An 18,320-nucleotide genomic window follows, 5' to 3' on the forward strand; every position below is an offset into this window, starting at 1 on the left:
GTTGATGTCGGTGGCTCAAATTCCGATTCTTAAGTAAAAATACTGAGAAAATTGTTATGGGAGAATAATTGTGTTTCCCGCTAGGGGTGAGGATCGTTACGAGATTTTGTGTTGAATGATAAGGCAAAAGCCTTTTTATCAAACATTTTGCCGTTATTATGATATAATACCTCACCTAAATCAGGAAGTTAAACGCTCAGTCTATTAAAATAGGAGGACAAAATTTGACAGAACAATTGGGCCCTAATCCTAATAAACCCTATCCTTTAGCCGACCACCGCCGAGTATGCTTTATCAAAAATTTCGTGAAGTCGCCAAATATTATAGTTGGCGATTATTCTTACTATGACGATCCTGTTGACCCCGAAGGCTTTGAGAGAAATGTGTTGTATAATTATGGCAGCGATCGCCTGATTATCGGCAAATTCTGCGCGATCGCGACTAATGTTAAATTCATTATGAATGGCGCAAACCATAAGCTAGACGGTATTTCCACTTACCCATTCCCTATCTTCGGAAATGGTTGGGAAAGCGCAATGGATAAGTTGATGGACTTACCGAGTCGTGGCGATACTGTCATTGGTAATGATGTCTGGATTGGCTACGAATCCCTAATCATGCCGGGTGTTAAAATTGGTGATGGTGCGATCGTTGCAGCTAGAGCGGTTGTTGTCAACGATATTCCTCCCTATACTGTTGCTGGGGGAAATCCTGCGCGGCCAATCAAACAACGATTCAGCGATGCTGAAATAGCGCAACTTTTAGAAATTAAATGGTGGGATTGGGAGATAGATAAGATTACTCGCAACATTGATAAAATTATGGATGGCGATGTGATTTCTCTCTGTAATGCTTCCTAAATAATTCCTGTTCATCAAGAGAAGATTTCGGCGATTGAAATCGCAAATAATTCCTGTTCATCAAGAGAAGATTTCGGCGATTGAAATCGCATCTACACGATCGAAGTCCGCCTACGCGGACTAATGCAATTGAGGGATTTTCCTCCAAGGTTTAATCTTCCAATTGTCGCGCCGATACCTCAACTGCGGTGACATCAATCGTACCGGGAGGTGTCATTCGTTTAAAATGTCCTTCTTCAATTTTAAGCGGTTCGCCGCAATTAGGACATTGGCACTGAGTTTGATTTAAAGCAGGAAATTCATAACTACAGACTGGACAAGCATCTTGAATTAAGTTGCGGTTCAACCACCAGCGGAGACCGAAAAATGCGATCGCTGGTGCCAACAATAATAAACTGATTAAAATTAAAATCGACTTCACTACCCAGCCTAGACCAATTGACCCTAACAACCAGGCGATTCCCAGGATTATAAGCCAATTGCTAATACCAGAGAGATTGAGGGAAATTTTGGAACTGCCTTGGTTCACGGTTGTCTCCTTTGATATCCTTGCAGAGGGGATACTTCTATCCTACTCACAAATCAAGAAGTTGTTTAACTTGCTGGAGGAAGGTATCCGTACCGAAAGCGGCTAGGGTTTCCTCCCTCAACCAGTTGCGATTGCACCTTTTATCCTCCCCCATCAGCATTTCTATGCAAGCCACCGCCACCGCCTCTGCATCTCGGTGGGGAACTCGCCAACCTAGCATACCATCTTGCAGGGGATCGGCAGAACCATCTGCATCGCCAGCTAATACAGGAATGCCACAAGCGATCGCTTCTAAGTACACAATACCAAATCCTTCCTGAGACGGCATCACATAAGCATCAGCAACGCGGTAGTGTTCGACTAACTCTTCTGTGGGGACAAAACCCGCAAATATCACTCTTTCAGCCACACCTAAATCTGTTGCGAGTTTGGCTAACCGAGGTCGATCGTCTCCCCGTCCAATTACCAGATATTTGACATTAGGAAACGCTTGTGATATCGGTGGCAAAGCACGAATTGTCACATCAACGCCTTTGTAGATATCACCAGACCACAATCGCGCTACGGTCATCAACACCTTTGCATCAGCAAGATTATACCGCTCGATTAAGTGTTGTGGCTTGGGGCCGGGAGTGAAGATATTTCCATCTACAGTACAAGGCAATAGCTGGAATTTTTGGGGGTTGAGGTTGTTGGTTTCACAGGCGCGATCGCGCGTATATCTGCTAATAGTCCAAATTGTATCCGCTTCTCTGAGTGCTGTTTGATATTTATCCGGTAGCGGTTCCCAGATTTCTTTACCGTAGGTAATAACAGTATAAGGAATCTTTAAACTTTGGCAGATAGTTTGAATTAGCGGTGCTAATTTGATATGGCCGCAGAAAACTCGTTTAGGTCGTTCTTTGATTAAACAGATTAGTAATTTTGTCGCGAATCTAATTCTACCTAACCAAGCAGGATTAGTTTTGAGATAATCAAAATTTAGTGTTTTTGATTGATACGGATTTTGGCAGTCATGAGAATCTCGCAGCAGCAATATTTTTGCTTTTGGTATCGAGTTTACCTCTGTTGCCAATTGGTAAGCTTTGAGAATATCTTTAATGTAGGATTGAATGCCACCTTCGTTGGCAAATATTTCTAGGAAGCAGAAGATATAATTAGTAGTTTTCTCAAAGTTATAATTCAACTTTGCTTCCATGTCTCTTTAGCTTAACAAATACTCAATCTTCAATTTTTAATCTTTAATTTTTAATCTTTAATTTTTAATTTTTAACGCCCGTCAAGATTTCCCAACAGCACATCAGCACATCTAGGAAACTCCACGAGCGTCAAATTAAGCAAACTTCAGTCTTAGAACAAACCGAGAGTTAGGGATGTGTCAATTGGGAAAGTAGCACCAACACCCAACCAAATTGTCACCGCAGTTCCAAACAGGAAAACAGCAGTTGCAACAGGACGACGGAAAGGATTTTGGAACTTATTCACGTTCTCGATGAAGGGAACCAACATCAGGGCCAAAGGAATAGCACCCATGATCGCAATTCCCAACAACTTGTTAGGAAGAATGCGAAGGATTTGGAACACTGGCCACAAATACCACTCAGGTAAAATTTCCAAAGGAGTCGCAAAAGGATCTGCGGGTTCGCCCACCAAAGCGGGATCTAGCACTGCCAAACCCACGCAGAGAGCAAATGTCCCTATAATTACCACTGGGAAAATATAGAGCAGGTCATTAGGCCAAGCAGGTTCGCCATAATAGTTATGACCCATACCCTTAGCAAGTTTAGCGCGGAGTTCTGGATCGCTCAGATCCGGTTTTTTTACTGTTGCCATAATTAAGAGTGTTCTCCTTTTGGTTGTTGGCTGTAACGCAATTATTAATGTTGAATTTTGAATTTTTGACTCAAAATTCTGGGCGGGCACAGAGGCACCGCCCCTACAACTAAAAACTTACAAGGGGCCAGAAATGCCTTGCTTGCGGATCATCAAGAAGTGAGCCAGCATAAAGACTGCAATTAGCCAAGGTAAGACAAAAGTATGCAGGCTGTAGTAACGAGTCAAAGTCCCTTGACCAACGCTAACACCGCCGCGTAGCAGCTCAACAATCAAAGGCCCGACAAAGGGGATGGCTTCTGGTACACCAGAAACAATTTTCACGGCCCAGTAACCAACCTGATCCCAAGGTAGAGAGTAGCCAGTCACGCCGAAAGAAACAGTGATGACAGCCAAAATCACGCCTGTCACCCAGGTTAATTCGCGGGGCTTTTTGAAGCCACCAGTCAGGTAAACTCGGAAGATGTGCAAAATCATCATCAACACCATCATGCTGGCAGACCAGCGGTGGATGGAGCGAATCAGCCAGCCGAAGTTAACCTCGGTCATCAGGTATTGCACTGATGAAAAAGCTTCTGTTACCGTTGGATGGTAATAAAACGTCATTGCAAACCCAGTCGCAAACTGGATCAGAAAGCAAACAAGAGTGATACCGCCCAAACAATAGAAAATATTGACGTGGGGGGGGACGTACTTGCTTGTAACGTCCTCGGCGAGGGCCTGAATTTCGAGGCGTTCATCAAACCATTTGAATGGTTTTGAGTCGGTGATCTGCTTAGAAAACATGAAGCAAGAATTCCTAAAAATCGATTGCTGTATTTGAAATTTTACCCTCAGCAGTGGTGAGGGAGATTCAGAGGCAGATCGACTATCCCCTAGACTGCGATCGAGGTGACAGTTTTTTAACTACCACTTTGGCTGTATTTGTAGTGTATCGCAATCTGAGTCTACCATTCACGATTACTGCTCTTTAATTTCTGCCGAGTTCTCTCGCTGGCAGACGTGAGGCTGGGAAGGGATAACAGACGGTTAAGGGAGCTTTGTGCTCATTGTCAGGTAATTTAAGGCAGGTATATATGTACAAACGAGTTTTCGGTATTGCAGTTTTAGTGATTCTTCAGTTGGTGGCGGTGTTGGGCTGCTGGAGTGAGCCGGCTTTGGCGCTAACTGAGGAACAGCAACTTTTGAATGAAGCTTGGCGGATTGTTAACCGTTCTTATGTGGACGATACTTTTAACCATAAAAACTGGTGGAGTATCCGGGAACAGGCAATCAAAGAACCTCTGAAGAGTCGGGATGCCACTTACAGTGCGATTCAGAAGATGCTGGCGGTTCTGGATGACCCTTTTACTCGGTTGCTAAAACCTGAGCAGTACCGCAGCTTGCAGGTGAATACTTCTGGGGAACTGACGGGGGTGGGGCTACAAATTGGACTCGATCCGCAGACGGGGGTGCTGACTGTGGTGGCTCCTCTGGATGGTTCTCCCGCAGGTAAAGCGGGTTTGCTACCGCGCGATCGCATTCTCAAAATTGATGATGTTAACACTTCTGAACTCACGTTAGACGAGGCTGCAACTCGGATGCGGGGCGTTGCGGGAACGGTTGTGAAGCTTACGATCGCTCGTGAAGGTAGCGAAGCAACTGAGGAAATTCAGTTAGTGCGCGATCGCATCGCCCTCAACCCGGTCTATGCTGAATTACGCTCTGCTCAAGGAAGCATTCCAGTTGGCTACATCCGCCTTGCCCAATTTAGCGCTAACGCTGTACCTGAACTCACCAAGGCCGTGCAGCAGTTGGAACAACAGGGAGCCGATGCTTACATTCTAGATTTGCGGAACAATCCCGGCGGACTGTTGCAATCGGGGATTGAAACTGCCCGTCTGTGGTTGGATGCCGGCACCATTGTCTATACCGTCAACCGCCAAGGAATTATCGGCAGTTTTGAAGCGTCTGGAGAACCATTGACTCGCGATCCCCTGGTAGTCTTAGTGAATCAGGGAACTGCTAGCGCTAGTGAAATTCTTGCCGGGGCGCTTCAGGATAACGGTAGAGCTAAGTTAGTGGGCGAAAAGACCTTTGGTAAGGGCCTAATTCAGTCGCTTTTTGACTTGTCTGATGGTTCTGGCTTGGCTGTAACGGTTGCTAAATACGAGACACCGAATCATACGGATATTAATAAACTCGGTATTATGCCCGACAAAATAGTTGCCCTAGAACCAAATGAGGGCGATCGCATCCGCACCGAAACTGACCCACAATATCAAGCAGCATTAGCAATCTTGACAGAGCGAACGGTAATGGCGGTTGGAAAGAATTAAAAATTAAAAATTAAAAATTAAAAGTTATCGATATTTTAATTTTTAACTTTTAATTTTTAATTATTCATTTGCATCGGCTGAGTTCTTTTCTACCCAAACGACAGGCCGTTGTTGAGAATCGACGCGATTAGTCTGCTCTTGCATAATGCTTTTAGCTTGGGCCGGGTCAAAGTTGTGATTGAAATCGGTTCGCACCCGATCCACTCGCACTTGAGTCAGCTTAACTTCGCCTTGAATTTCCCGCAACTTTTCTTGTACGGAGCGATGGTAGGGTAAAAGTTGTACTAGGGCAGAAGCTGCACATACTGAAAGTACGAGGTTTGTGGCTAACTTGGCCACTGTTTCCATCGCGATCGCTTGGTAAGGACTGCTTCGCTGAGTGCGCGTCTTTCTGCTCTGAAGACGGCGATCGCCTTTTTCTGGTTGGATAGGGGGGATAGCAGGTTGAATCGCTTGCATTATCTTGATATACCTTAACTCAGTTTGAGCTGTTGCCAAGTCTGGGAAAATCCAGGCAAGGTACACTTTGCCCTTATTTTTCAGGCTGATGGCTGCTGAAATTTTAAAGAAATTAAGTGATACAGAGGACAGAAAATAAAAATTAAATAGCCTGACCCGACAGTTGCACTTAAACTCATACCAGACAATTTACTCTATACCGAGCGATTATTATCCGGGAAGCTGAGCGCGTTAACAGTCGAGACAGGCAAGGGTAGCCATGCTTGCGGTTACGGTTCTACTTGTAGAGTTCCGTTGCGAGCCGGAAGGCCATAATTCCCGGAATCAAGGCTACCACTAGGGCAACAAAGACTTGGGTATCAGTTAGAGACATATTAGAAAAACTCCTTACTCACGGGGTTGAGCTTTAACCAATTTCAGGCAAATCGAGCGTTTTTGGAATAATTTGTTACATTTATTGATGAAATGACCGGGTTAGGTTAAGCTGAATTAAGGTGACACTTCGATCTACAGGGTAGGCAAATTGCCCTGAGTGCTTGGTGGACAAATAATTTAGGTGCAAAAAATTATTAATGCTAGATCAGTTTCTCGACGCTTACCCAAATTTTGGAATTGATGCCTTTTTCTTGTTAGTCATTTTAGTGGCTTTGGAAGCAGTGCTCTCAGCAGATAACGCGATCGCTTTAGCGTCTATCTCAAGGGGTATCGCCGACACTAAATTACAGACTCAAGCTCTGAACTTTGGTTTAGCGGTCGCTTTTGTTCTGCGGATTATTCTGATTCTCACTGCTACTTGGGTAATCAAGTTCTGGCAGTTTGAACTGCTGGGAGCGCTTTACCTATTGTGGTTAGTTTATCAGCACTTTATGTCTGCCACTGACGAGGACGGAGAGCATAAAGAACCACGATTTGCGAATCTCTGGCAAGCAATTCCGGTAATTGCTCTGACGGATTTGGCATTTTCTTTGGATAGTGTCACCACTGCGATCGCGATTTCTGACGAAACTTGGCTGGTACTTACGGGTGCTACTATTGGGATTATCGCCCTGCGGTTTATGGCAGGTTTATTCATCCGCTGGCTCGAAGAGTTTGTTCACCTGGAAAATGCTGGTTACATTACAGTCGGATTTGTGGGAATACGGTTGTTATTGAAAGTAATTAATGATAGTTTAGTTCCCCCGCAATGGTTGGTAGTTGTTACGATTGGTCTAGTCTTTTTGTGGGGATTTTCAGAACGTACTGTCGTGGAATCGACTGAAGGCATAGAAGGCGAATCAGTCGCAGAAATTGAGGGGAAACAGCAAGAGATATTACTGCAAGCTCAAGAGCAAGAAGCACAGAAATCTGAACTTTAAAATATTTTCAGCCTCTATATAAACCAAGTCCGGCGGTTGAAACCACATAAACCAAGTCCGGCGGTTGAAACCGCGTCTATACAAACCAAGTCCGCCTACGCGGACTATAGAAATGCAACCCGCGCAGGCGGGTTAAGTCTCGTGTAGACGCGATTTCAATCGCCCAATCATTTATTTACTCAAGCAACCAGGGAGTTAAACGGGGTTCCCAGCTTACTAATTCCTCATCTTTGAACCAGAGTTTAATCTCCCGCTGAGCAGTTTCTATCGCATCAGAACCGTGAATAATATTGCGGCCAACATTAACAGCAAAATCGCCCCTAATTGTACCAGGTTCAGCATTCAAAGGATTAGTTGCTCCAATCATTTTTCTCGCGGATGCAACCACACCATCGCCTTGCCATACCATCGCTACCACAGGACTAGAAATGATAAATTCTACTAATCCCGGAAAAAATGGTCTTTCGCGATGGACATCATAATGAGCTTCAGCGAGTTCGCGGCTGACTGAAACTAGCTTCAAACCTACTAGAGTAAAGCCTTTGGCTTCAAAACGGCCGATGATTTCGCCCACAAGTCCCCGCTGTACGCCATCGGGTTTAATCGCTAAGAATGTACGTTCCAAAATTAACTCCTACAAGTCTACTAACTCATACAAAACTTAGATTACCGCAGAAAGCCTCTCACATTACTGAAGAACTAATATCATGTCCGGTTAAATACTTGTCATTTTAAATACTTGTCATTGTTCGCTGTGCTCCGCAATCGCAGAGACTAGGCGATTGCTTTTTGCTTCTTCGTTAATATTGATTATAAACGCCAAACTCTAATAGTTTTATCTTCACTACCGCTGACAATTGTTTGCCCGTCAGCACCGATCGCAACAGAATTTACCGAACCAGAATGCCCAGAAAGGATTTTTAGCAGTTCCCCATTACTCAAACGCCGTAACTTAATTAAACCATCATAACCGCCGCTGGCAAGCATTTTTCCATCTGAGCTAATTGTGACTGAATTCACGGCGTAGGAATGACCCGAAAGAGTACGTAACAGTTTGCCAGTATGCAGATTCCAAATTCTAACTGTTTCGTCTTTGCTACCGCTGACTAAAGTTTGCCCGTCAGGACTAATTGCGATCGCTAAAATATCCCGCGTGTGGCCCGCTAAAGTGCTGATTAACTCCTCCGTAACTAAACGCCACAACCGAATAGTATTATCAGCCCCATCGCTGGCTAAAATATCACCATCGGGGCTGATGGTAAAAGCTTTAACCGAACCTGCATGACCCGTCAACGTGCCGATCAATTCTCCCGTATCTATCCGCCACAGCTTGACTGTCTGACTATAACTGCTGCTGTGACTGGCGATCGTTTCTCCGTCTGGGCTAATTGCCACCGGCATTGAACCTGAATCTAGACGCGATAATCCCGTAACAAAAGTACGAATCAGTTCGCCTTTACTCAGGCTCCAGAGCTTAATCGTACCATCGCCGCCGCCTGTGGCAAAAGTTGCCCCGTTGGGGCTGATAACAACATTTTTCACGCCGTAGGGATGGCCTGTCATCGAATGGATCTGTTCCCCGGTACTCAGCAGCCATAGCTTAATTTTGCCGTCTTCACCGCCGCTGACGAGAATTTTACCATCGGGGGCGATCGCCACCGATTTTACCCCGTCTGCATGGCCAGTGAGGGTTTGAATCTCCATTATTGTGACGATTGCCTGGTTTGAATCACTGCTTGCCTGAAGCCTAGCACTACTAAAATATTAGACAGTGTTAAGAATAATTCTGCACCCCCATGCAACCAGTCGATATTGGCCAACGAGTCGCCATAAGCTACTTTGGCATAAATTCCAGCGGGAATAGTAATAGCAACGAACACTAGAGTACCGTAAAACCCAATCAGAGCCAACCGAGGTACTTGTCGCGATCGCGTCAAAAACCACAGAAAACCTAAGTAGGGAAAAAGTGATAGAGCAAAAATAGTTTCTTTGGTCATTAATTGTTAGTTGTTAGTTGGTAATTGGTAATTGGTAATTGGTGATTGGTAATTGGTGATTGGTAATTGGTGATTGGTAATTGGTAATTGGTGATTGGTAATTGGTGATTGGTGATTGGTAATTGGTAATCGCGAATCGCTAATTACCCATCTCCCCCATCCTCCCCATCTCCCCCATCTCCCCCATCTCCCCCATCTCCCCCCATCCTCCCCCATCTCCCCCGCTCCCCATCTCCCCTGCTCCCCCGCTCCCCCGCTCCCTACTCCCCCGTCGGCTGAGCCGATCGCCAGATCCACCACGCGGCCGCCCACAGGGTAAAATTACCAATCAGGGTCATCGCAGCTTGGACAGTAACGAGCCATTCTAGGGAAGGCAAGTTGTCAAAATAATGCCACGTACAAGCACACATCGCGCCCACGAGAGCCGGTAACATACCGAAGGATAACGCCCACCAAGCCCGGTTTTGACTGACTTCACCGTAGATCCAGATGAACCAGAGGGCAGCTATCCACTCAATAACGCTAGAGATGTGGATAATCCAGGTAGGGATGGAGAGTGTGTGCATAAAAAACTTTAGATTTTAGATTTTAAATTTTAGGTTGAATAGAAACTAATTAGTTGAAATATCTTATATCCAAAATGGGAAAGATACGCGCGGTTTTATGTGGCTACTACGGTAAAGGCAATGGCGGGGACGAGGCACTGTTGGCATCGCTGCTGCAAATGTTACCAGATTATGTAACACCAATTGTGCTTTCTGGCAATCCTGTTGAGACAAATCAACGCTACGGGGTGGAAACGTGCGATCGCATGAATGCCTTTCAAGTTCTCCAAACCTTGCGTACCTCCGAGGCCTTAATTTGGGGCGGCGGTAGTTTAATCCAAGACTCTACCAGCCTAGCCAGCCCTTTTTATTATGGGGGATTGATGGGACTTGCTCAACAACTCGGCCTAAAAACGATCGCCTGGGCTCAAGGTATCGGCCCCTTAAAGCGCCCGATTACCCGCAATCTTGCTAAACGCTGGTTTGGCGGCTGTAACGCCGTCAGCGTGCGCGATAAAGGCTCCGCTGGCTTACTCGTGGATTGGCAAATTCCCTTTACCTTAGCACCCGATCCTGTTTGGGCCTTAGAGGCTTTACCAGTAGCAGGGTTGTGGGATTTACCCGCACCCAGAGTTGCTGTCAATTTGCGATCGCACTCCACCCTCACCCCCACCCGTTTAGCCACATTAACCCGCGCCTTAATCGACTTTCAAAAAGCTACGCAAACCTTTATTTTACTCCTTCCCTTTCAATCTTCTCAAGACCTACCTCTTGCCGAAATTCTGCACAAAGCTATACCTAATAATAGCACAATCCTCACCTTAGAAAACCCCAGAGAATTAAAAGGAGTATTTCGCGGAGTAGAAATGGTCATCGGGATGCGCTATCACAGTTTAATTATGGGATTAGCCGAAGAATGTCGCTGTTTTGCCCTCAGTTACGACCCGAAAGTAACGCAATTAATGGATGACTTAGAAATTCCCGGCTACTTATTATCTGAATTGCCCGATAACGCTAACTCGATCGGCAAAACCTGGATCGAAAACTATGCTAACGGCGAGCCACTTTCGCAAAATAAGATAAAATATCTAGTAGATAGATCTCTCATCCATCAAGAAGTATTGCAGTCAGCCCTCAAATAGTATAATCAGAGGTAAAACACCATGCCAGTTAACACAGCAGAACTAAAGATTACCTGGGAAAAATTACCCGATGATTTCATTTTAGATGAGGAGCCAGTGGAAAACATCGACCAGCCCATTCTAGCCGCCGCCTTGCGAGAAAGCTTAGAAATCGCGAGACTAATTGAAGATAGAATATTAGTAGCTTCAAATATGGGAGTTTGCGCCACATTAAACGGCAAACTAGCCATAAAAGCCCCCGATTGGTTCTATGCTAGCAATGTCGAGCCATTTCCTACTCAGGAAGTTCGTCGCAGTTATACCCCAAACCTAGAAGGGGAAATTCCGGCAATCGTCATGGAATTTTTATCAGCAACAGAAAGCGATGAATATTCCAGCAAACAAAGTTATCCACCGGGAAAATGGTTTTTTTACGAGCAAATATTGCGCGTACCATTCTATGCTATATTTGAACCTAGAGAGGGTTTGCTAGAACTATATCAATTAAATTCATCAGGGCGGTATGAACTACGACCACCTGATGTTAATAATCGTCATTGGATTGAAGGAGTAGGATTATTTTTGGGAGTGTGGCAAGGAACAAAGGCAAATCGAACGGGATATTGGTTACGTTGGTGGGATGAAAGCGGAGAGATGTTATTGTGGGGAGCAGAAACGATCGAAAAAGAAAGACAAGAAAAAGAAATTATACAACAACAAGTACAACAGGAACGAGAACGTTCGGAACGATTAGCTGCACAATTAAGAGCAGCCGGAATTGAACCCGAAGTTTAGTTATAGAAAAAGGTAACGCCGCCTTCTAGGCGGTTATTTACCGCCCAGAGGGCGGCGTTACCAAGCGTGATTTGTAAATTTTATAATTATCGGGAGTTATCAAAATTGGCAAGAGTTCGAGTCCGTCAGCACGTCAATCCACTCTGCATTAAATATCAAGTATCCGCTAGTCCTCCAGATTGGACTCAAATTTATCCTAACTTAAATTTGCCCCTACATTTAGATATCGGCTGTGGCAGAGGGCGCTTTTTATGGCAAATGGCACAAATACAAACTGAGTGGAACTTTCTAGGGTTAGAAATTCGCGAACCCTTAGTAGAAGAAGCTAATGCTTGGCGGGATGAAAAAGGCTTGCAAAATCTTCACTATTTATTTTGCAATGCCAACAATTCTATCAAGCCAATTTTAGCATCTTTACCGACAGGTGCATTACAGCGAGTAACAATTCAATTTCCCGATCCCTGGTTCAAACAAAAGCATCTAAAAAGGCGGATGGTACAACCAGAATTAGTTGCAGAATTGGCAACTTATTTATCTGTTAACGGCGAAGTTTTTATCCAATCAGACGTTAAAGAAGTGGCCGCAGAAATGCGCGATAGATTCTCCTCTCACCCTGCTTTCCACCACCAAGGTGACGATAATTGGCTAACAGAAAACCCCTTACCAATTCCTACGGAACGAGAACTTGCTACCTTAAAACGCGGCGAACCAGTATATCGGGCATTGTTTAAAATTCAGGACTTACGCACGCTTGACGTAACGCCGCCCTCTGGGCGGTGACAATACCGCCCAGAGGGCGGCGTTACGGTATTAAATCCAAGAAGGAAACCACATCCGAATTCTCCACCCATCAGGCGATAAAGGCAGTCCCAAATAAACAGGCATCCAGAAAACAAAAGCCAGTAAAATTAGAAAAATCACAGTAATTCCTATTCCTCGCAGATGACGTTGGGGACTAAAAACCCACCTATCAACCCACCAAGCAAGTGCTAAGGCGGCAAACACAGAACTACCCATATAATGATATAAAAACGTGCAGCGAGTCACCTTTATCCAAGGGAATAAATTAGCAGACCAATTAACCACTAGATAGAAACCTAACCACAATTGTGCAGTCGGCGGAAATTGAACTGGTAAATGTTCCATCACTTCCATTGAAGACACATTCCGCGTTTCCACCCAAACCCAAACTCGATTAGCTAACATCCATAATAACAAAAAAATAGCTACAGTTGACAACCACCAAAGGGCGGGATTTCCCATCGCATGAACATCAAAAATAGTTTTAGTAAAATCTTCAGGTAAAGAGGGCAAAACTGGATCGATTTCACCCTTATTTTCAGCAGCTTTATAAAAGTAAACCACAGGTCGAATCATCAAAATCCAACTGTACCACCAAGAACAATAAGGATGAACATCACGCCCACTTTTAATGCTTTCATGATAGGTCAAAATTTCCTTTTGCATATCCCAAAAATTGGGAGTTGGATTAAGTAGCAAGTGAGGAATCCAAAGCAGACTATAAACTGCAACTGGAATAATTGCTAGACTCAATACTACCTGCCCAAAATTTAATTTAGTCAAACTTTGTAAAGGACTTTCCGTAGGATGAAAATTACCTTCATCTCCTCCTACCCTAGCCCCCTGAATCAACCGCATCCCCCAAGCAAATATCAACAGTAAATAAGTACCAAATAGAAACCACAAACCGTTCCATTTAATACAAGCAGATGCACCAAAGCCGATACCTGCTAACACTAACCAGAACCAGCGCTTATTGCCGTGATTGTCAAGTGCTTTCAAGAAAAATAACTGCGCCAATAAACCCAAAATTACCAAATAAATATTATTGAGTGCATATCGAGATTCAACTAGAAATAAACCATCGCAGGCCGCAAATAAAGCTGCAATCAAGGCATAGCTACGGCGGCGAGTTAACTGATAAGCTAAAGCGGCTACAACTAGCGGAATAAAGGAACCAGTGAAAGCATTTATCCAGCGATAATCCCAAGGTGAAAGTAAAGAACCTGTCAAACTATTGACCGAATCTTGTCCAAAAGGCAGATGAGAACCTATCCAAATCCCAATGGCAATTATGTATTGGCTTAAAGGTGGATGAGCATTGAAAAAAGGAGTTTTTGTCAGATAATCATTAGCAAATTTAGCGTAATAAACCTCATCAAAAACTAAAGCATTAAAGCGGTCAAGTCCCCAAAATCTCAATGCAACTGACAGGAGAAATATGCCCAATATTCCGAAGTTAAACCAGGGAATTGATTTGTTAGATATTTGTTTAGTTAAAATCATAAAAAATCCTGATATTATTTGCGTGTATCTGCGGTCAAAGCTCTTAAAAATATCTGCTAATTACCCTTCACTGCTGACATTAAAATTAACACCATGATAAATCTCACTCAATTGAATTTGAAAATCAAGAGCAGCCAAAGTCAAGACTAAATCAGCGGTTTCATACTCACTTAAAACCCATTTTCCCTCAGAGTTTTTAGCAAATTGTTCAATATGAAAGTTGTACTGGTCAATCATAATATATTCTTTGAGTTCAGGAATCGATCGATAATACTGAAATTTGTCACCGCGATCGTAATCTTTCGTTGATTTTGACAAAACTTCAACAATCAACAATGGATTAGTTACTGTAGTCGTACCACTTCCCTCATAAATGGGTTCTCCCTCAATTACCATAACATCGGGATAGGTGTAGAGGCGATAACGGGGTATCCACAATCGCACATCATTGATAAACATCTCATAATTTTGCCCTCTGAAAGCCACTTTAAAGTTGACACAAAAATTGAGAGCGATTTTGTTATGATTAGTAGTTCCGCCTGTCATGGCTACTATTTCTCCATCTCGGTATTCACTTTTAGACTCAGCAGCTTCTTCAAGTTCCAGATATTCTTCAGGAGTGTAGTAGCATTTTTGTGTGAGTGTTTGCATAATATCCTCAGCGCGATCGCGCGTCAAAATTAAGTTAACATTATACTAAAAAAGCGGCTCTGCATCTCGCAGAACCGCCACCAACAGAGGAGCAAAAATGAATACTTAACGAGCTAGACCTTGTACAGAAGTCATATCGATCGGCTTCATCAAGTATAGCTTTAACAAATTCCAGCCAGTCGAAACGTAGACTGGTAGCTTTTGGAAGAATTGCAAGAATTTCGGAGTATTGGCAGATGCGATCGCACTCAGTTTCTCATTATTGTGCACGCAAACATCCAAACGTTGATAAAATTCAGGATTATTCACATCCAGAATCACGGGGAACACCCGTCCCGCCGTATCATTCGTCTTCTCAATCACCTCAATGTCATAATCGCGAGCATTCAAACCAATCGCAGCATAGAACTCACCGCGCTGGATATCATTCAAATACATCGTCGCAAACACTGAAAGTAAGAAGAAGCGACACCACAGTTTTGCCTTCCAATCATTCAAAAACTGCGGCTGAGCCTTCATAATCGCATCGAAGAAATCTCCGTGCCGATTTTCATCCTGACACCAATTTTCAAAGAAGCGGAAAATTGGATAAATCCGATCTTCGGGGTGCGCTTCCAAATGGCGGTAAATAGTAATGTAGCGCCAGTAACCAATCTTTTCTGAAAGATAAGTAGCGTAGAAAATAAATTTCGGTTTAAAGAAAGTATATTTCCGGCTCTTAGTTAGAAAACCCAAATCCAGCGACAAATTAAAATCTGACAGGGCCTTATTCAGAAATCCCGCGTGCCGAGCCTCATCCCGCGACATCAACAAAAAGCACTCAGCCAGCAGCGGACTTTTATCCTTCAGCTTGCGTGCCAATTCCTTGTAGAGCAAAAAGCCAGAAAACTCGGCCGTGCAAGAGCGCTCTAGAAACTCCACAAACACTCGGCGCTTGTCACCATCAATGTGATCCCAAGACTGCTCGAACTCAGTATCCCGCACAAAATGGTGTCTGTTGTAGTCAGCGCGGAACTCTTCAAGAATCGCTCTGAGCTCATCTTCATTTGGTGAGATGTCCATTGTGGTCATCTCGTCAAAGTCAGTTGTATAAAATCGAGGCGTGAGGATAGTTTCCTTAGCTGGGACTTTAATCCCCGGCCGCAGTTCTTCAAAAGTTGGTTTCTTGAGGGAATCTACCATAGGTTTTTTGTATCTGTTATTTTGACACTAACCGACTGGGTTGTTACGCAGGAGCAAACTCTAGGCGAAGGTGCCAAATGTGTAGAGGCACTTGTAGCGCAAAGGCAAGCTTACCTTTAGGGGCAGCAGCTATGCAAGGAAAGTGCATGGAATGCAAACTCAAAACTGCTGTTTTTTCCACGTCCTCCAGTCTACCAACGTCTCAGCGAGTAAAAACGTCAGCTTGCGTTAAGAATTGCTAAAAAGTCTCAACTGAGGAGGCTGATATAGGGCAACCCCCTGAAAAGGAGGCTCTGAATCCTGCCGATTTCAGGGGCGTAGAGGAGATTGAGGTTTCAAACATAATAGATCGTAAATCCAAATAATTTCAAAATCTTCAGTCAATCCCTGCGGAAGTTATGCAAATCGGTAGCTGTGCAAACAGGGTACGGAAAGTACAGAATATATTTAGGGGTGGGTAAGGTATTTAGGGGTGGGAGTGTCAAAAACTTAAAGATTACGGGGCATTATGAAAAATTTAGGCGTAAGTTACCTTTTCTGGGCTGGAGGGTTAATGGGTATGAACGGACTCCACCGCCTATATAATGGCAAAATTGGTACAGGTCTACTCTGGCTGTTCACGGGAGGACTGCTAGGTATCGGTCAAATACTTGATTTGCTACTGATTCCCAGTATGGTAGATGAACAAAACGCCAATATCAGAGCGAAACTGGGCGTATCTGCCACAGGTGTACCCATATATCATCAACCAAACGCTGCGATCGCGCAGGTACTTGTCAAGCAAACTCCTGAACAGTTAATGGTCAAACTCCTTAAAGCTGCTTATGCCAAAGGAGGAAAGTTATCTGTCACCCAAGGTGTGATGGCAACTGGCGCTAGCTTTGCCGAAGTAGAAGCTACACTCACAGAATTACTCAAAACTGGTTACGTCAGCGTCGATAATGACCCAGCCACAGGCATTGTCATTTATGACTTCCACGAACTTTAGGAGTAACTACCAAAATTAAGATAAGATGGTTGTTTGTCTATAAAAGCAAAAACTATTTACTGTCATGGCTGTTCCTAAGAAGAAAACCTCGAAATCCAAGCGGAATATGCGTAAGGCCACTTGGAAGCACAAAGCAACGGTAGCTGCTCAAAAAGCTCTCTCTCTTGGCAAATCTGTTTTGACTGGGCGTTCCCATAGCTTTGTCTACCCCAGTAATGAAGAAGAGGAAGAAGAATAGAAAAAGGAATCAAGGAATTTGTAGAGGCGGGATTAATCTTGCCTCTATAATATTTTTAATACGATCTTCAGTTAGGATTTACGCACTCTTGACGTAACGCCGCTATCCTGGCGGTAAAGAAACCGCTAAGATAAGTAGAAGGAAGAAGGAAGAATGTTTATAAGTAGTCGGACATAAATAAACATAAGTGTGTCATTGCGAGCGAAGCGAAGCAATCGCCTAGTCTCTGCGATTGCTTCGCTTCGCTCGCAATGACAGATCGTAAGTAATTTGCCGGACATGATATAACTCTTAAATTAGCAATTAGCCATTAGCAATTAGCCATTAGCAATTAGCCATTAACTATTAGCAATTAAATAGCGCCTAAAACTATCTTCTATTTTGTCGCTAATTCCTTCAACCCAATTTTCATCTTGTTTCGTGTAACTACGCGGCGCGTTAGCACCTAAAATTAACACGCCTTCTTCGCCAATAGGCTGACAGATGACACCCTGAGTATTTTCTGGCAAATAATCAAATTCGATTCTTCCCGGATAGAGATTAAGATTTACCAAATAAACTGGCTTTCTTTTATCCAGTACCCGCTGCAAAATTGGCCCTGGCTTAACTTCGGAGTTAACGCCTAAAATTCCGCGTCGGAGGATAACTTTACCGCGATACCAAATGAGGAGCGATCGCGTGGCAGTATTAGTTAACAACAAATGCGATACCCAAGCTAATTCCGTTTTGACAACATCCGGCAAATCCGGCGCTAGTTCAAAACCCTCAACTCCTATTAATTGTACTGAATCAGGCGATCGCGCCTGCACCTGTTGCCATAGCAAACCCGTTAAAATCAGCAAAGCGCTCAAAATTACTCCCAAAGCATCGGAACGACTTTGAGAAGTTGTCAACTCTGGTGTCAGCAAGCGGTTAATCATCAACAGTACACCAGCCAAAACGCCAGCAACAAGTGGCAATAGCCTTAAAATTCTATTAGGGTCAGATTTAGCCATAAAAATACTTCATATAAATGACGGTGTAACGCTCGATATTGATAATTGGAAAGAATACGATCTATTAGAACCATTCATTTCTCTAGATGAAGAAAGTAACTTGCAAGCGGAGAGCGGTTAGGTGATATAGCAACCGCCACAACGATT

The 18,320-nt window shown here is 43.9% G+C and carries 23 protein-coding genes; 8 read left to right on the forward strand and 15 right to left on the reverse strand.

Annotated features, from left to right (window positions below; genetic code table 11):
• Positions 1-236: 236 nt before the first annotated feature.
• The gene (locus tag OSCIL6407_RS0115780) at positions 237-860 is read left to right on the forward strand and encodes a Vat family streptogramin A O-acetyltransferase (protein ID WP_407635884.1); all 624 of its coding nucleotides are present in this window, start codon (positions 237-239) and stop codon (positions 858-860) included.
• Positions 861-1,011: 151 nt separating this feature from the next.
• Here the strand turns inward: OSCIL6407_RS0115780 and OSCIL6407_RS0115785 are convergent, their stop codons facing one another.
• The 4 genes from OSCIL6407_RS0115785 to petB form a co-directional block, all read right to left on the reverse strand.
• Complete coding sequence (locus OSCIL6407_RS0115785) at positions 1,012-1,389, reverse strand: hypothetical protein (RefSeq protein ID WP_007353405.1); 378 nt, start codon at positions 1,387-1,389, stop codon at positions 1,012-1,014.
• A gap of 46 nt (positions 1,390-1,435) precedes the next feature.
• Complete coding sequence (locus OSCIL6407_RS0115790) at positions 1,436-2,587, reverse strand: glycosyltransferase (protein WP_007353404.1); 1,152 nt, start codon at positions 2,585-2,587, stop codon at positions 1,436-1,438.
• Between the two features lie 152 nt (positions 2,588-2,739).
• Positions 2,740-3,222 (reverse strand): cytochrome b6-f complex subunit IV, encoded by a 483-nt coding sequence (gene petD / locus OSCIL6407_RS0115795; protein WP_007353403.1) that lies wholly within the window; start codon positions 3,220-3,222, stop codon positions 2,740-2,742.
• A gap of 117 nt (positions 3,223-3,339) precedes the next feature.
• Positions 3,340-4,008: a cytochrome b6 gene (gene petB / locus OSCIL6407_RS0115800; RefSeq protein ID WP_007353401.1), complete on the reverse strand. Its 669-nt coding sequence runs from the start codon at positions 4,006-4,008 to the stop codon at positions 3,340-3,342.
• Between the two features lie 290 nt (positions 4,009-4,298).
• Here petB and ctpA point away from each other — a divergent pair, with 290 nt between their 5' ends.
• Positions 4,299-5,540, forward strand: a complete 1,242-nt coding sequence (ctpA, locus tag OSCIL6407_RS0115805) for a carboxyl-terminal processing protease CtpA (protein ID WP_007353399.1) — start codon at positions 4,299-4,301, stop codon at positions 5,538-5,540.
• 60 nt (positions 5,541-5,600) lie between these two features.
• Here the strand turns inward: ctpA and OSCIL6407_RS0115810 are convergent, their stop codons facing one another.
• Positions 5,601-6,065, reverse strand: a complete 465-nt coding sequence (locus OSCIL6407_RS0115810; protein WP_234708698.1) for a slr1601 family putative cell division protein — start codon at positions 6,063-6,065, stop codon at positions 5,601-5,603.
• A 211-nt stretch (positions 6,066-6,276) separates the two neighbouring features.
• Positions 6,277-6,372 (reverse strand): photosystem I reaction center subunit XII, encoded by a 96-nt coding sequence (psaM, locus tag OSCIL6407_RS32640; protein ID WP_019487414.1) that lies wholly within the window; start codon positions 6,370-6,372, stop codon positions 6,277-6,279.
• Positions 6,373-6,571: 199 nt separating this feature from the next.
• Between psaM and OSCIL6407_RS0115815 the strand changes: the two genes are divergently transcribed.
• On the forward strand, positions 6,572-7,354 hold the full coding sequence (locus OSCIL6407_RS0115815) for a TerC family protein (RefSeq protein WP_007353397.1): 783 nt from the start codon (positions 6,572-6,574) through the stop codon (positions 7,352-7,354).
• 175 nt (positions 7,355-7,529) lie between these two features.
• On the opposite strand, the gene ndk is transcribed toward OSCIL6407_RS0115815, so the two are convergent.
• From ndk to OSCIL6407_RS0115840, 5 genes are all read right to left on the reverse strand, one after another.
• Positions 7,530-7,979 (reverse strand): nucleoside-diphosphate kinase, encoded by a 450-nt coding sequence (gene ndk / locus OSCIL6407_RS0115820; RefSeq protein WP_007353396.1) that lies wholly within the window; start codon positions 7,977-7,979, stop codon positions 7,530-7,532.
• 185 nt (positions 7,980-8,164) lie between these two features.
• Positions 8,165-9,058: a WD40 repeat domain-containing protein gene (locus tag OSCIL6407_RS0115825; protein WP_007353395.1), complete on the reverse strand. Its 894-nt coding sequence runs from the start codon at positions 9,056-9,058 to the stop codon at positions 8,165-8,167.
• Entirely contained in the window at positions 9,058-9,351 is a 294-nt protein-coding gene (locus OSCIL6407_RS0115830; protein ID WP_007353394.1) for a DUF3593 domain-containing protein, read from the reverse strand. The genes OSCIL6407_RS0115825 and OSCIL6407_RS0115830 overlap by 1 nt, the downstream gene beginning before the upstream one ends.
• Before the next feature lie 6 nt (positions 9,352-9,357).
• Positions 9,358-9,663, reverse strand: coding sequence for a hypothetical protein (locus tag OSCIL6407_RS36265; RefSeq protein WP_173401175.1), 306 nt, complete (start codon positions 9,661-9,663; stop codon positions 9,358-9,360).
• Positions 9,612-9,917: a DUF2499 domain-containing protein gene (locus OSCIL6407_RS0115840; protein WP_019487416.1), complete on the reverse strand. Its 306-nt coding sequence runs from the start codon at positions 9,915-9,917 to the stop codon at positions 9,612-9,614. Before OSCIL6407_RS0115840 ends, OSCIL6407_RS36265 begins: the two co-directional genes overlap by 52 nt.
• A 74-nt stretch (positions 9,918-9,991) precedes the next feature.
• Between OSCIL6407_RS0115840 and csaB the strand changes: the two genes are divergently transcribed.
• From csaB to trmB, 3 genes are all read left to right on the forward strand, one after another.
• The gene (csaB, locus tag OSCIL6407_RS0115845) at positions 9,992-11,038 is read left to right on the forward strand and encodes a polysaccharide pyruvyl transferase CsaB (protein ID WP_007358069.1); all 1,047 of its coding nucleotides are present in this window, start codon (positions 9,992-9,994) and stop codon (positions 11,036-11,038) included.
• Between the two features lie 21 nt (positions 11,039-11,059).
• Positions 11,060-11,812, forward strand: a complete 753-nt coding sequence (locus OSCIL6407_RS0115850; protein ID WP_007358070.1) for a Uma2 family endonuclease — start codon at positions 11,060-11,062, stop codon at positions 11,810-11,812.
• 105 nt (positions 11,813-11,917) lie between these two features.
• On the forward strand, positions 11,918-12,592 hold the full coding sequence (trmB, locus tag OSCIL6407_RS30805; RefSeq protein WP_007358071.1) for a tRNA (guanosine(46)-N7)-methyltransferase TrmB: 675 nt from the start codon (positions 11,918-11,920) through the stop codon (positions 12,590-12,592).
• A gap of 30 nt (positions 12,593-12,622) precedes the next feature.
• Here trmB and OSCIL6407_RS0115860 read toward each other — a convergent pair whose 3' ends face one another.
• The 3 genes from OSCIL6407_RS0115860 to acsF form a co-directional block, all read right to left on the reverse strand.
• On the reverse strand, positions 12,623-14,119 hold the full coding sequence (locus OSCIL6407_RS0115860) for a dolichyl-phosphate-mannose--protein mannosyltransferase (RefSeq protein WP_007358072.1): 1,497 nt from the start codon (positions 14,117-14,119) through the stop codon (positions 12,623-12,625).
• Positions 14,120-14,179: 60 nt separating this feature from the next.
• Entirely contained in the window at positions 14,180-14,770 is a 591-nt protein-coding gene (locus OSCIL6407_RS0115865; protein ID WP_026103762.1) for a Uma2 family endonuclease, read from the reverse strand.
• 105 nt (positions 14,771-14,875) lie between these two features.
• Positions 14,876-15,952 carry a magnesium-protoporphyrin IX monomethyl ester (oxidative) cyclase gene (acsF, locus tag OSCIL6407_RS0115870; protein WP_007358074.1) on the reverse strand — a complete coding sequence of 359 codons (1,077 nt, stop codon included), beginning with the start codon at positions 15,950-15,952 and terminating at the stop codon, positions 14,876-14,878.
• A gap of 508 nt (positions 15,953-16,460) precedes the next feature.
• Here acsF and OSCIL6407_RS0115875 point away from each other — a divergent pair.
• Positions 16,461-16,940 carry an NINE protein gene (locus OSCIL6407_RS0115875; protein WP_019487418.1) on the forward strand — a complete coding sequence of 160 codons (480 nt, stop codon included), beginning with the start codon at positions 16,461-16,463 and terminating at the stop codon, positions 16,938-16,940.
• A 64-nt stretch (positions 16,941-17,004) separates the two neighbouring features.
• Positions 17,005-17,178: a 50S ribosomal protein L32 gene (rpmF, locus tag OSCIL6407_RS0115880; RefSeq protein ID WP_019487419.1), complete on the forward strand. Its 174-nt coding sequence runs from the start codon at positions 17,005-17,007 to the stop codon at positions 17,176-17,178.
• 338 nt (positions 17,179-17,516) lie between these two features.
• Here rpmF and OSCIL6407_RS0115885 read toward each other — a convergent pair whose 3' ends face one another.
• The gene (locus OSCIL6407_RS0115885) at positions 17,517-18,173 is read right to left on the reverse strand and encodes a cofactor assembly of complex C subunit B (RefSeq protein WP_007358078.1); all 657 of its coding nucleotides are present in this window, start codon (positions 18,171-18,173) and stop codon (positions 17,517-17,519) included.
• Between the last annotated feature and the right edge of the window lie 147 nt (positions 18,174-18,320).

Source organism: Kamptonema formosum PCC 6407, from assembly GCF_000332155.1.
Taxonomy (GTDB): domain Bacteria; phylum Cyanobacteriota; class Cyanobacteriia; order Cyanobacteriales; family Microcoleaceae; genus Kamptonema; species Kamptonema formosum.

Bases quoted from the DNA above. Each gene is read 5' to 3' on its own strand.
- OSCIL6407_RS0115790 (WP_007353404.1), bottom strand. From the start codon at position 2,587: ATGGAAGCAAAGTTGAATTATAACTTTGAGAAAACTACTAATTATATC.
- petD (WP_007353403.1), bottom strand. From the start codon at position 3,222: ATGGCAACAGTAAAAAAACCGGATCTGAGCGATCCAGAACTCCGCGCT.
- petB (WP_007353401.1), bottom strand. From the start codon at position 4,008: ATGTTTTCTAAGCAGATCACCGACTCAAAACCATTCAAATGGTTTGAT.
- ctpA (WP_007353399.1), top strand. From the start codon at position 4,299: ATGTACAAACGAGTTTTCGGTATTGCAGTTTTAGTGATTCTTCAGTTG.
- psaM (WP_019487414.1), bottom strand. From the start codon at position 6,372: ATGTCTCTAACTGATACCCAAGTCTTTGTTGCCCTAGTGGTAGCCTTG.
- OSCIL6407_RS0115815 (WP_007353397.1), top strand. From the start codon at position 6,572: ATGCTAGATCAGTTTCTCGACGCTTACCCAAATTTTGGAATTGATGCC.
- OSCIL6407_RS0115825 (WP_007353395.1), bottom strand. From the start codon at position 9,058: ATGGAGATTCAAACCCTCACTGGCCATGCAGACGGGGTAAAATCGGTG.
- OSCIL6407_RS0115830 (WP_007353394.1), bottom strand. From the start codon at position 9,351: ATGACCAAAGAAACTATTTTTGCTCTATCACTTTTTCCCTACTTAGGT.
- OSCIL6407_RS0115840 (WP_019487416.1), bottom strand. From the start codon at position 9,917: ATGCACACACTCTCCATCCCTACCTGGATTATCCACATCTCTAGCGTT.
- csaB (WP_007358069.1), top strand. From the start codon at position 9,992: ATGGGAAAGATACGCGCGGTTTTATGTGGCTACTACGGTAAAGGCAAT.
- OSCIL6407_RS0115850 (WP_007358070.1), top strand. From the start codon at position 11,060: ATGCCAGTTAACACAGCAGAACTAAAGATTACCTGGGAAAAATTACCC.
- OSCIL6407_RS0115860 (WP_007358072.1), bottom strand. From the start codon at position 14,119: ATGATTTTAACTAAACAAATATCTAACAAATCAATTCCCTGGTTTAAC.
- OSCIL6407_RS0115865 (WP_026103762.1), bottom strand. From the start codon at position 14,770: ATGCAAACACTCACACAAAAATGCTACTACACTCCTGAAGAATATCTG.
- acsF (WP_007358074.1), bottom strand. From the start codon at position 15,952: ATGGTAGATTCCCTCAAGAAACCAACTTTTGAAGAACTGCGGCCGGGG.
- OSCIL6407_RS0115875 (WP_019487418.1), top strand. From the start codon at position 16,461: ATGAAAAATTTAGGCGTAAGTTACCTTTTCTGGGCTGGAGGGTTAATG.
- rpmF (WP_019487419.1), top strand. From the start codon at position 17,005: ATGGCTGTTCCTAAGAAGAAAACCTCGAAATCCAAGCGGAATATGCGT.
- OSCIL6407_RS0115885 (WP_007358078.1), bottom strand. From the start codon at position 18,173: ATGGCTAAATCTGACCCTAATAGAATTTTAAGGCTATTGCCACTTGTT.